Consider the following 11,467-nt stretch of genomic DNA (forward strand, 5'->3'; position numbering starts at 1 on the left):
CAGCACATTCATGACCGAACCCTGCTTTCGGGAGTCGCTTCGCTTTCGGGCGGGAGGTCCGGAACCGGACCGGTTTCTGCCGTGTGACCTGAACCGGACGCGGCGCCGTGCGCTTTGCCTGCATCGCGGATGACCTGGAGGAAGGCCTTTTCCAGGTCCGTGCTGCGGCCCCGCCGGCTCAGCTCCTGCGGTGTCAGCTGGGCAAGCAGCTCTCCCTCCCTCAACAGCAGGAGCGAAGCACAGTGGCTCGCTTCCTCCATCACATGGCTGGAGACCAGCAGTGTTGTTCCGGACCGCGCCATGGCGCGGAAGCGGGCCCAAAGATCCGCCCGGAGCACAGGGTCAAGGCCGACGGTGGGTTCGTCCAGCACCAGCAGCCTGGGATGTGAGACCAGTGCGCAGGCGAGGGACACCCGGCTGAGTTCTCCGCCGGACAGGTCAGCAGTTTTCTGCCGGGCCTGCCGCTCCAGTCCGACGGCGGCAATTGCTGCTGCGGCATCGGTCCGGCCTTTCCGGTACATGGCCCCGAAGTACCGGACGTTTGCCTCCACGGTCAGGTCGGGGTAGACACTGGGGGACTGGGTGACATAGCCAACGCTGTGCCGCAGGGTCGGATGCCCGGCGGGAAGGCCCAGGACCTCGACCGTTCCCGACGTCAGCCGCTGGACTCCGACAATTGCCCGCATCAGGGTTGTCTTTCCGCTGCCGGATGGCCCCAGCAGTCCCGTGATCTGGCCCGGCGGAATGGAGAAATCCAGCCCCCGCAGAATTTGCACCCTGCCCCTGGTCACCTGCAGGTGGCGTGCCACCACCGCCGGGCCGTGTTCCGCCACGGCGGGTGCTGCTGCTGAGTGTGACATGAGCGCCTCGATTCTGGGAACCATGCAGACCCGGGAGCCTTGCGGGCCTCCGGACCCTGCAAGCTTACGGACCCTGCAGGCTTACGGACCCTAGAAGAATTCACCGAGTGGTGAATTAAAACTAAGCCCCCGGCGTCCGGTGGTCAACGGTTCACACGAGGAAAAAAGCTTGCCAACGTGTCGGCTATCACATAAGTTCGATCTAGCTGCGCTGGAGTGGAGTGGGCGGTCTCAGCGGTCCTCTCCGGTAGTCAAAGGCGTCAACGGCCGCAGAGTCACGCCCGGATGCAATGACCAGCCCTATGGGGGGCCAGGGGCTTTGCATCCCGGGCGTGGCTCTTCTGCTTCTTGACGGCCGTGCTTTTGGGGCGGCTCTGCTTTTGGCGGCCCTCCTTTGGGGTCGGTGCCCCAGTGTGTCCCGGCTGGAGCGCCACCGCCGCGGCCAATGGCCGTGCTTGCCGGTAGATTAGTACGCAGACGATTTGCCCCCTCTGCTTTCCAGCAGCATTTCCCCAGAAACGGATACAGACCCTTGGTCCTCAGACTGTCCCAGCTTTTCCTGCGCACTCTTCGCGAAGATCCCGTTGATGCCGAGGTGGCCAGCCACCGCCTCCTGGTGCGGGCAGGCTATATCCGCCGCGCCGCCCCTGGAATCTACACCTGGCTGCCGCTGGGCCTCAGTGTCCTGCGGAAGGTGGAGGCCGTGGTCCGCGAGGAGATGAATGCCATCGGCGCCCAGGAGGTCCACTTCCCGGCGCTGCTGCCGCGTGAACCCTATGAGGCCACCAACCGCTGGACCGAGTACGGCGAAGGGCTCTTCCGCCTGCAGGACCGCAAGGGCGCGGACTACCTGCTGGCTCCGACGCACGAGGAAATGTTCACCCTCCTGGTCAAGGATCTCTACTCGTCCTACAAGGACCTGCCGCTGAGCCTCTACCAGATCCAGAACAAGTACCGTGACGAGGCGCGCCCCCGCGCGGGCCTCCTGCGCGGCCGCGAGTTCATCATGAAGGACTCCTATTCCTTTGATGTGGACGACGCCGGCCTGGACGCCAGCTACATGGCTCACCGCGGCGCCTACCTGAGGATCTTCGAGCGCCTGGGCCTGGAGGTCATTCCGGTAACGGCAACCGCGGGAGCCATGGGCGGATCAAAGAGCGAGGAATTCCTGCACCCCACCGAGATCGGCGAAGATACGTTTGTGCGCTCGGCAGGCGGCTACGCCGCCAACGTCGAGGCCGTCACCACCGTTGTCCCGGCCGGGATCGACTTCACCGATGCCCCGGCAGCGGAAGTCCTGGATACCCCGAACACGCCCACCATCGACACACTGGTGGCCGCCTCCAACGAACTGGCTCCCCGCAGCGAGGCCGACGGCGGCGCCTGGACTGCCGCTGACACCCTCAAGAATGTGGTGCTCGCCGTTACCCTGCCCACCGGTGAACGCCAGCTTGTGGTGATCGGCCTGCCCGGTGACCGGGGCGTTGACCTGAAGCGCGTGGAAGCCAATATCGGTTCCTTCCTGCCCATCGCAGGCGAGATCGGACTCGAAGCAGCCAACGACGAAGACCTCAAGAAGCAGCCCCTCATCGTCAAGGGCTACCTTGGCCCCGGCCTGACGCTGGAGGAGCCCCTGCTGGGCAGCGAAAGCTCAACCAAGCTCCTCTACCTCGTGGATCCCCGCGTTGTCAGCGGCACTGCCTGGGTCACCGGAGCCAACGAGGCGGGCAAGCACGTGTACGGCCTGGTGGCGGGGCGCGACTTCACCTGGGACGGCGTCATCGAATGCACCGACGTCCGCGAAGGTGATCCCGCCCCGGACGGCTCCGGCCCGCTGGAGATCGCGCGTGGAATTGAGATGGGCCACATTTTCCAGCTTGGGCGCAAATATGCCGAAGCCCTCGAGCTGAAGGTCCTGGACCAGAACGGCAAGCAGGTGGTGGTCACCATGGGTTCCTACGGCGTGGGGGTCACCCGGGCGGTGGCTGCCCTGGCCGAATCCAACCACGACGAAAAGGGCCTGGCCTGGCCGCGCGCCGTCGCCCCGGCCGATGTCCATATCGTGGCAGTTGGCCGCGGGGAGGAAATTTTCGCCACGGCCGAGCAGCTGGCCCTGGATCTTGAAGCGGCCGGCCTGGAAGTCATCTACGACGACCGACCCAAGGTGTCCCCGGGAGTGAAATTCGGCGATGCCGAATTGGTGGGTGTCCCCACCATCCTGGCCGTCGGGCGCGGCCTGGTGGACGGCGTGGTGGAGATCAAGGACCGCCGCAGCGGTGACGCCGAAAACGTGGCAGTGGACAAGGCAGTTGACTATGTGGTCAATGCCGTCCGCAACAGCTGACCTTACCTTTCGGTGATTTCGGGTTTTGAGTCGATCGAGCTCACCACTCTCATCCTGATTGTGGTGGCTGGATTCGCTGCCGGCTGGGTGGACGCCGTGGTGGGCGGCGGCGGCCTGATCCAGCTTCCGGCGCTCCTGCTGGTGCCTGGCATCACGCCTGTCCAGGCCCTCGCCACGAACAAGATGGGGTCGATCTTCGGGACGTCCACCAGCGCCGTCACCTTTTACGGACGGGTGAAGCCGGACCTCTGGACCGCCGTCCCTATGGCTCTGATCGCCCTTGCCGGAAGCTTCGGAGGCGCTATCTTGGCGGCGAACCTGCCTTCAAGTGTCTTCAAGCCCATTATCGTGGTGGCGCTGGTCGCCGTCGCGCTCTTTACCGCCCTCAAGCCCAATGTCGGTGACATCACGCTGCTGCGGCACAACGGGCACAGGCACTACGTGGTGGCCTGCCTGATCGGGGGCGCCATCGGATTTTACGACGGCCTGATCGGGCCCGGCACCGGTTCGTTCCTGGTCATCGCGCTGGTCTCCGCCATGGGCTACGCCTTCCTCGAAGCCAGCGCGAAAGCCAAGATCGTGAACATGGCCACAAACGCCGGTGCGCTGCTGTTTTTCCTGCCGCACGGCTCCATCCTGTGGGGTGTTGGACTGGTGTTGGGTGCCGCTAACATGGCGGGCGGATACCTTGGAGCACGGGCTGCGGTGAAGCAGGGCAGCGGGTTCATCCGTGTTGTCTTCCTGCTGGTGGTGAGCGCCCTGATCCTCAAATTGGGGTACGACGTCTGGCAGGAAAACTTCGCCTGACTCCTTCTGCGGACGGCTTTCCCAGTGGACTCGTCCTCAGGCCCGTGTGGGGAACTGTTAAACGCTCGTCCCGGCGCCACGCCAGGCGTAGCATGCTGGTATGTCCGCAGGCGCTGAAACCTATTCGGAAGCATTGGCAGCAGCGGCGCGCCTCGCCGCGGAGTGGCTTAAGAGCCTTCCCGACAGGCATGTCGGTCCTACGTTGACCGCACATGACCTTGTTGCTGATTTCGGAGGCCCGCTTCTTGCCGAGGGTATGCCGCCCGTTGACGTGGTGGAGTACTTGGCCGCCAAGGCTGATCCAGGCCTGATGGCCATGCCTTCGGGCCGTTTCTTTGGCTGGGTGATTGGCGGGACCCTGCCCGCCGCCCTGGCCGCGGACTGGTTGGTAAGTGCGTGGGACCAGAATTCGGGCCTGCGCTATGCCACGCCGGCGATCGCGGCGATTGAGGAAGCGGCCGGGCATTGGCTGCTCCAGCTCCTGCGGCTGCCGGAAGAGTCCGACGTCGGCTTCACCACCGGCGCAACCATGGCCAACTTCACCGGCATGGCAGCTGCACGGTGGCGGCTGATGGCAGATGCAGGCTGGGATATGGACCGGAACGGGCTGGCCGGCGGCCCGCGGATCAGGTGTTTCGTCGGACAGGAACGCCACGAAACCATCGATCTGGGCCTGCGCTACCTCGGCCTGGGCCAACCCACGGCAGTCCCTGTCGATGCGCAGGGGAGGCTGATTACGGGCGAGCTGGACAGGCTGCTCGCGGAGGGTTCCGGCCCTGCCCTTGTATGCCTCCAGGCAGGGAACCTCCATTCAGGAGCCTTCGATCCCTTCGACGCTGCCATCCAGGTTGCCCACAGGCACGGGGCCTGGGTTCATGTCGACGGTGCTTTCGGACTGTGGGCCGCGGCAGTTCCCGAATTCGCCCACCTTACAGCAGGCATGGACCTGGCCGACTCCTGGGGAACCGATGCCCATAAGACCCTCAATGTGCCGTACGACTGCGGCGTCGCAGTGGTGAAGGACTCCCGGGCACTGCGCAGCGCCATGGGATTGCACACCAGCTATCTGGTCCACGACGCAGAAGGCCCCGGCGATCCCTTCGAGAAAGCGCCCGAGCTTTCCCGGCGTGGCCGCGGAGTCCCCGTGTGGGCAGCCCTCCGTTCCCTGGGCAGCGACGGTGTGTCTGACCAGGTCCGCGGTCTGGCGCAGGCAGCGTTACTGATCGCGGAGCGGCTGATTGAAGTGGATGGCATCGAAGTGCTGAATCCGGTGGACTATACCCAGGTTTCCCTCGCCTTCGGGGACGACGCCACCACCCGTGCGGTGACAGCCAGGGTCATCCAGGACGGAAAAGTCTGGATGTCCGGATCACGCTGGCAGGGCCGGGACGTGTTGCGCGTCTCGGTCAGCAACTGGAGCACAGACATGAACGACGTCGATACTGCGGTGGACGCTGTCAGTTCGGCCTTCGCCGCTGTCAATGCCCAAACCGGCTGACTGCTGCTGCGGGATTGCCGGTGACCTGACCGGTCGGGCCCACTGACGGCCACCGGCCGTTGTCACTCGGCCGCTGTCAGAGGGCCGACTGTTCCTCGCCGGGTTCTGGCAGCGAATGCGGGGCGGGAAGTCCGTCCAGCGTCCGTCCAGCCAAGGTACTGGCCACCCAGAGTGATCGCGCAAAATCGCCCTGATGGTACGGCCGGGCGGCGTATGAGAGGGCATTCTCCACCTCCCGTGCAATACCCCATTGCCGGGCAACGTCAGCATCCAGGCCGGCGGCGGAGCTGAAGTCCACGCAGCGCTGCCGCAGACCGGCCTCCGGGCCGCTCCTTGGAAGGTCCGCGATCCGGTTCCACAGCAGGGGCGCCACAGCAAACTCCGGCTCGCCAATCATGGGCTGGGGGTCGATCGCGGCGAACGCCCGGCCGTCCGTCAGGGCTGCGGCATCCTGTTCACCGGACTCGATGCCTGGCTCCGCAATAGACTCTACGATGCCTGCTCTGCCCGTTCCGGTTCTCGCCAGGATGTTCAGGAAATGGAAGTCGGTGTGCACCAGCACATCCCGTCCCGCGCGGCGGCCCACCGCGCCCCGGGTCTGGCAGACTTCAAGGGCCGCCTCCAGCAGCCAGCGCGGAAAAGGCCGGCCCATCTGCTCCCAGTCGGCCGGCAAGTCATCGCTCCACTGCTCGGCCCGTCCGGCAATATGATCGAACTCCTGCCACTGGGGCCTATCATCCGGTATCAGGCTCAGTTGGCGCATCAGTCCGCCCCACACCGTGACGGCATTGTCCATCGGAACTGTCTGCAGAGAGCAGCCCGCGTCCAGGCGTTCCAGCAGCATGGCGCAAGTTCCGGCGTCGGACTCCAGCAACCGCACCGCGCCGCGTCCGGCCCACAACGCCAATGCGTGGCGTTCAACGCGGGCCTCATCGTGCGGGAAGGCAATCTTGAGGGCGGCGGGGGTACCGTCCAGCCGCCGGACCGGAATGACGACGCCGCCATGCCCGTTCCACGGAAGCTCGCCGGGGGCAAGTTCTGCCTCCAGCTCCCAGTGATCCAGGCGCCCGTGCATCAGGCCCGGCAGGGACGCCAGCCACGCCCGGCCCGCACTGCTGCGGCTGTACCGCGCGGTGAGGTCTGGAGGGATCGGCACTCCGGTCTTTTGGCTCATCAGCTCCAGAGTAGTTGACCCGGCAGTAGTTCCGGCCGATCGGTGACTGCAGGGTCGGCGAAGCCGCTCGCATCCCGCCGCCTCTGCCGCGGGGCCACGGGCCGGGTAAACTCACACGACGCCGCTGGCCCCGAGCAGATTGCCGATGGAGAACGTCGCCGCAAGGGCCAAGGCGCCGCCAACCACAACCCTGGCCGCAGCCCGCCACTTCGACCCGCCCCCGATCCACGCGCCCACTGCCCCCGTGAGGGCCAGGGCAAGCAGGACTGCGGCAAACGTCGTCGGAACCCTGATGGCAGGCGGAGGCAGGAGGATGGCCAGCATCGGGAGGACAGCGCCGAGGGTAAAAGCGACGGCGGATGCGAAGGCGGCGGTCCAGGGGCTGACGATATCGGCTTCGTCGATGTTGAGTTCAGCGGATAGATGGGCCGCCAGGGCGTCGTGGTTTGTCAGTTCCACCGCTACAGCGCGGGCGGTTTCGGGGCTGAGGCCTTTGTCCCGGTAGATTGCGGTCAGCTCTGCGAGTTCTTCCTCCGGCTCTTCGGCAAGTTCCCGCCGTTCCTTGTCGATCAGGGCCTTTTGGCTGTCGCTTTGGCTGCTGACGGAAACGTATTCGCCCAATGCCATGGAAACTGCGCCGCCCACCAGTCCGGCTGCTCCGGCGGCGAGGATGGCGCCGGTAGCGGCGGTCGCCCCGGCGACCCCCACCACGATGGCCGCAACGGAGACGATGCCGTCATTCGCTCCAAGCACGCCAGCCCGCAGCCAGTTGAGGCGCTGGGCGATGTCGTTGTCGTGCGGCTCGGTTTCCAGATGGCGTTCCAATCCGGTGTTGTCCGCGCTGGGGGCTGCGTCGGGGGAGTCAGGCGGCTTATGGGCGTCCATGGATTCAGCAAACCACCACTTGCGGTCCGCGGCCAGCCGCCAGGGTTCTTTCGGAGCAACGGCCCCGGGCAACGTGGACGGTCCGGAGCCGCATAAGCGGTGTGGCCCAGCACCGCTTGTGCGGGCCGGGGCCGTTTATGCGCCTGGGTTCACGCCGGTAGCTGCGGCAGCTGGGACTCGTCCAGGGAAGGGCCGCCCGGGAAGGGGATACGGGGCCGCTCCCGCGTGGACGGTCCGGAGCCGCATAAGCGGTGTGGCCCCGCACCGTTCGTGCAGGCCAGGGCCGTTTATGTGCCTGGGTTCACGCCGGTAGCTGCGGCAGCTGGGATTCATCCAAGGAAAGGCCCGGAAGGGGACCCGGGTCAGCTCCCCACTGGACTGTCCTCCGCGCTGCATTCAGTAGGGCGGAGATGGCCCACTGGCGGGTGGCACCCTGGCTCATGGCCACCACGTCACCGTAGACCGGCAAAGTACTGGCCTCGATCCGCCCCAGCCCCGCCGCCGGTGCGTCAAGGAATGCCTGGCTGAGAACGTAGCCAGGCTGTGGGGGTGGAATCGTAGCGCAGTGGATCCTGCTGTAGTACACGCCCCGTTCGACCAGGTCGTGGTGCTGTTCCAGAAGGTCCGACGCCGCGGCCGCCAATGCCGGATCCAGCCGGGTGAGCGCTGCCTGATATCCGTACACCGCTTCCAGCTCGGCTTCCACAGCTGAGGTGAGGGCAGCCGCTAGCTCTGTCCCTGCCGATGGCTCCGCAGTTCCGCAATTGGCAGCCAGCCCCGCTGCACTGTCCCGGCCGGGCGTCCCTTCTTCATCAGGCTCTTCATCAGGCGCGCCTTCAGCTGCTCCCTCCGTTCCGCCGGCCCCCGGAAGTGCGGAAGGAGAAAGTTCGGAAGGAGGAAGTGCTGAGGGAGAAAGCTCAGAGGGAGAAGGTACAGAGTGTGGAACAGCGGACGGAAGTGCCGGGGCCGGAACGCCGGCGAACGCGGCAAGTTCCGTGGCGGCGAGGAGCTGTGCGGCACCGGTGCCGGCAAGAAGCCGGGCCATTCCGCCGTCGGCCATTCCCGCATCGCTGAGGCGCTTGGCCCCGCTGGCCGAGAGCGCGGCCACAAGTTCGGCAGGAGAAGGGGGCACCGGCGCGGCGGCAGTTGGGGAAGGTTCTGCTGACGCTGTCCCGGGTCCGGCTCCCTCTGCGGCTGTTGCTCCTGCCTCTGCAGAGGATCCGTCAGGAGGCAGCATCAGCGCCCTGGCCTGAAACGTCAGCAAAGTCACAACGCGGTCCAGGATCACGTGGCCGGAGGCTCGGCCGGATGCAGGGTCAGGAGTCCCGGAACCAGGGGTGCCGGGATCAGCGGCGGGGCCCGCCAGCTCCATGATTGATGACCGCAATGACACGGCATCAGCGAACGCCGCGGCCCTGGCCTGCTCGGAGAACGGCGGTTCCGGCGGCGGAGGCGGCTCATGGGGGATCAGGGCAATTCCCAGGCTGAGGACCAGAAGGGCTGTGAGCGACAAAACAGCGTAGCGGAAATAGCGCCCACGGGGCCTCTTTTCCTGACTGTCATCGTTCACAACAGACCATGGTGTCACGTCCAGTGCACCCCCGTGTGCACCAAGGCGCCCGGAAAATCGCTACGCTAGTACACACAACATCATCTATCGGGAGGCGGCCGGCATCGTGAGTAATGCAGAAGCCACGACTTCATCAGACCGTACCGGAACGGGTAGGGCTGAAGCTGTGCCTGCCTACAATCCGGAAGCTGCCCGGCTTCGGGCATTGCTTGAACCCGCTGTGCAGGCCAACCGCCTGTACCTGGAGGACGTCACTATTAATGTGGCCGGATCCCACCGAGTGGTCCACGTTGTGGTGGACCTGCCGCAAGAGGAAACCGGCGGCGTGAACCTGGACGTCATCTCGGACATCTCCAAGGTCCTCTCGGACGTTATGGACAACGACCCCGGTGACGACGGACGTCCCTACGATCTCGAGGTTTCCTCCCCGGGAGTTGGGCGCCCGCTGACCGAACCGCGGCACTGGCACCGCGCCAGGGGCCGGATGGTCAAGGTCAACGTCATCCAGGGCGAGAACGTCACCGGCAGGGTCCAGTCCGTGGATGACTCCGGTGTGACCATCGTCCCCGAAATCGCCGTCAAGAAGGGCATGAAGCCCAAGCAGGGCGAGCCCGTGAAACTTCCTTTCGACAGGATCCGCAATGGAAAAGTCGAGATCGAATTCAGCCACCTCGAAGAAGCTGGTCTGGAACCTGAGCACAATGGACCTTCTGAGGAGGCCTGATGGATATTGACATGAGCGCGCTGAGACTCCTGGAGCGTGAGCGCGAAATTCCGCTGGACCTCCTGATCCCTACCATCGAGCAGGCGCTTCTGGTGGCCTACCACAAGTCGCCGGGCGCCTTCGAGAAAGCCCGCGCCGAGTTGGACCGCAAGAGCGGTCACGTCACCATCTGGGCCGTGGAAATCGACGACGACGGTGCCCCCATCGGCGAGTTCGAGGACACCCCTGCCGGCTTTGGCCGCATTGCGGCGAGCACCGCCCGCCAGATCATCCTGCAGCGCCTGCGTGATGTTGAGGACGACAACGTCCTCGGCGAGTTCAAGGGCCGTGAGGGCGAGCTCGTTGCCGGCACCATCCAGCAGGGAAACAACCCCCACATGATCCAGGTCAACCTGGGCACTGTGGAGGCCCTGCTGCCGCCGCCGGAACAGGTGCCGGGGGAGAAGTACATCCACGGCAACCGGCTCCGCGCCTTCGTCATTGATGTTCACCGCGGCACCAAGGGTCCCTCCATCACGCTGTCCCGTTCGCACCCCGGCCTGGTCCGGAAACTGTTCGAACTGGAAGTGCCGGAAATCGCTGACCGCTCGGTGGAGATCGTTGCACTGGCACGCGAAGCCGGTCACCGTACCAAGATTGCGGTCAAGGCGAACACTCCGGGCATCAACGCCAAGGGCGCCTGCATCGGCGAAATGGGGTCCCGCGTCAGGGCGGTCATGACCGAGCTGAATGACGAAAAGATTGACATCGTGGACTACAGCGAGGATCCGGCGACGTTTATCGCCAGTGCCCTGTCTCCGTCCCGTGTGAATTCGGTCACCATCATCGATGAGGCCACCCGGTCTGCACGGGTTGTGGTTCCGGATTACCAGCTCTCGTTGGCCATCGGCAAAGAGGGGCAGAACGCCCGGCTTGCTGCCAAGCTCACCGGCTGGCGGATCGATATCGTCTCCGACGCCGCCGCGCAGCGCGACAGCTAAAGCGGCGGCAAACGAACCTGTAACAGCGTCAACGCGAAGCCCCTCGACCCGCCGTAGTGTCACGCCGGCGGGCAGGGTTTCGGGCAGAACGGCCCCGAGGGGCTAGAATAGACATGACCGCGCCTTACGGCCGGTATTCGTGCGCCCAGAGCGTGCCCGTTCCGCTGACATGCGGTAACAGGCCGGCCGGGGCCGGCAGTTATGAACGTCAGGAAGATGCTCACCGTGGCAGAAGTGCTTCACAGCGAGAATCAACCGCAGCGTACCTGCATCGGATGCCGGAAAAAAGGTTCGCGGTCAGAGTTACTCCGGCTCGTCGCCGAAGGCAGCGGTTCGTCCGCCGTCCTGGTGGATGGACGACGCCGGATGGCTGGCCGGGGTGCATGGCTGCACCCCAGCGAATCGTGCCTGGCCCTGGCGGTCAAGCGGCGAGCATTCGGACGTGCCCTCAACGGCGCAACCGGAATTGCCGCCGTCGAACGCCGGATCAAGCCAGGCACGAGCGCTGCAGGCACGCTGTGGATACCTCCGGTAGGCACAGCACAAACCGTCCAACCTGAAAGCGGGTCAGAAAACTGATGGAAACCCGATGAGTTCCCAGCGATGAGTGCGCAACGATGACAAC

At 65.4% G+C, this 11,467-nt stretch carries 10 protein-coding genes; 6 read left to right on the top strand and 4 right to left on the bottom strand.

Annotated elements, in window-relative coordinates; genetic code table 11:
* Positions 1-8: 8 nt before the first annotated feature.
* Positions 9-860 (bottom strand): ABC transporter ATP-binding protein, encoded by an 852-nt coding sequence (locus M1E17_RS07660; RefSeq protein ID WP_457966573.1) that lies wholly within the window; start codon positions 858-860, stop codon positions 9-11.
* Between the two features lie 532 nt (positions 861-1,392).
* On the opposite strand from M1E17_RS07660, the gene M1E17_RS07665 reads away from it, so the two are divergent.
* The 3 genes from M1E17_RS07665 (at position 1,393) to M1E17_RS07675 (ending at position 5,509) form a co-directional block, all read left to right on the top strand.
* Positions 1,393-3,204, top strand: a complete 1,812-nt coding sequence (locus M1E17_RS07665) for a proline--tRNA ligase (protein WP_457966575.1) — start codon at positions 1,393-1,395, stop codon at positions 3,202-3,204.
* A gap of 12 nt (positions 3,205-3,216) precedes the next feature.
* On the top strand, positions 3,217-4,011 hold the full coding sequence (locus M1E17_RS07670) for a sulfite exporter TauE/SafE family protein (protein ID WP_457966576.1): 795 nt from the start codon (positions 3,217-3,219) through the stop codon (positions 4,009-4,011).
* 100 nt (positions 4,012-4,111) lie between these two features.
* A complete protein-coding gene (locus M1E17_RS07675) occupies positions 4,112-5,509 on the top strand; it encodes a pyridoxal phosphate-dependent decarboxylase family protein (RefSeq protein WP_457966577.1) in 1,398 nt (465 codons plus the stop codon).
* 76 nt (positions 5,510-5,585) lie between these two features.
* Here the strand turns inward: M1E17_RS07675 and M1E17_RS07680 are convergent, their stop codons facing one another.
* The 3 genes from M1E17_RS07680 to M1E17_RS07690 all read right to left on the bottom strand — a co-directional run bounded on the left by M1E17_RS07680 (position 5,586) and on the right by M1E17_RS07690 (position 9,138).
* On the bottom strand, positions 5,586-6,683 hold the full coding sequence (locus M1E17_RS07680; protein ID WP_457966578.1) for an aminoglycoside phosphotransferase family protein: 1,098 nt from the start codon (positions 6,681-6,683) through the stop codon (positions 5,586-5,588).
* A 111-nt stretch (positions 6,684-6,794) separates the two neighbouring features.
* Positions 6,795-7,568 carry a VIT1/CCC1 transporter family protein gene (locus M1E17_RS07685; protein ID WP_457966579.1) on the bottom strand — a complete coding sequence of 258 codons (774 nt, stop codon included), beginning with the start codon at positions 7,566-7,568 and terminating at the stop codon, positions 6,795-6,797.
* 301 nt (positions 7,569-7,869) lie between these two features.
* A complete protein-coding gene (locus tag M1E17_RS07690; RefSeq protein WP_457966580.1) occupies positions 7,870-9,138 on the bottom strand; it encodes a DUF4439 domain-containing protein in 1,269 nt (422 codons plus the stop codon).
* Positions 9,139-9,244: 106 nt separating this feature from the next.
* Between M1E17_RS07690 and M1E17_RS07695 the strand changes: the two genes are divergently transcribed.
* The 3 genes from M1E17_RS07695 (at position 9,245) to M1E17_RS07705 (ending at position 11,421) form a co-directional block, all read left to right on the top strand.
* Positions 9,245-9,862, top strand: a complete 618-nt coding sequence (locus tag M1E17_RS07695; protein WP_457966581.1) for a ribosome maturation factor RimP — start codon at positions 9,245-9,247, stop codon at positions 9,860-9,862.
* Positions 9,862-10,842 (top strand): transcription termination factor NusA, encoded by a 981-nt coding sequence (gene nusA, locus M1E17_RS07700; protein WP_457966582.1) that lies wholly within the window; start codon positions 9,862-9,864, stop codon positions 10,840-10,842. Before M1E17_RS07695 ends, nusA begins: the two co-directional genes overlap by 1 nt.
* A gap of 216 nt (positions 10,843-11,058) precedes the next feature.
* On the top strand, positions 11,059-11,421 hold the full coding sequence (locus M1E17_RS07705; RefSeq protein WP_457967633.1) for a YlxR family protein: 363 nt from the start codon (positions 11,059-11,061) through the stop codon (positions 11,419-11,421).
* The last annotated feature ends 46 nt before the right edge of the window (positions 11,422-11,467 follow it).

It is taken from the genome of Arthrobacter sp. D1-29, from assembly GCF_054130585.1.

What these genes read in the sequence shown, in the direction of transcription:
- M1E17_RS07660 (WP_457966573.1), bottom strand. Translation starts at nt 860, where the DNA reads ATGTCACACTCAGCAGCAGCACCCGCCGTGGCGGAACACGGCCCGGCG.
- M1E17_RS07685 (WP_457966579.1), bottom strand. Translation starts at nt 7,568, where the DNA reads ATGGACGCCCATAAGCCGCCTGACTCCCCCGACGCAGCCCCCAGCGCG.
- M1E17_RS07675 (WP_457966577.1), top strand. Translation starts at nt 4,112, where the DNA reads ATGTCCGCAGGCGCTGAAACCTATTCGGAAGCATTGGCAGCAGCGGCG.
- nusA (WP_457966582.1), top strand. Translation starts at nt 9,862, where the DNA reads ATGGATATTGACATGAGCGCGCTGAGACTCCTGGAGCGTGAGCGCGAA.
- M1E17_RS07705 (WP_457967633.1), top strand. Translation starts at nt 11,059, where the DNA reads ATGCTCACCGTGGCAGAAGTGCTTCACAGCGAGAATCAACCGCAGCGT.
- M1E17_RS07680 (WP_457966578.1), bottom strand. Translation starts at nt 6,683, where the DNA reads ATGAGCCAAAAGACCGGAGTGCCGATCCCTCCAGACCTCACCGCGCGG.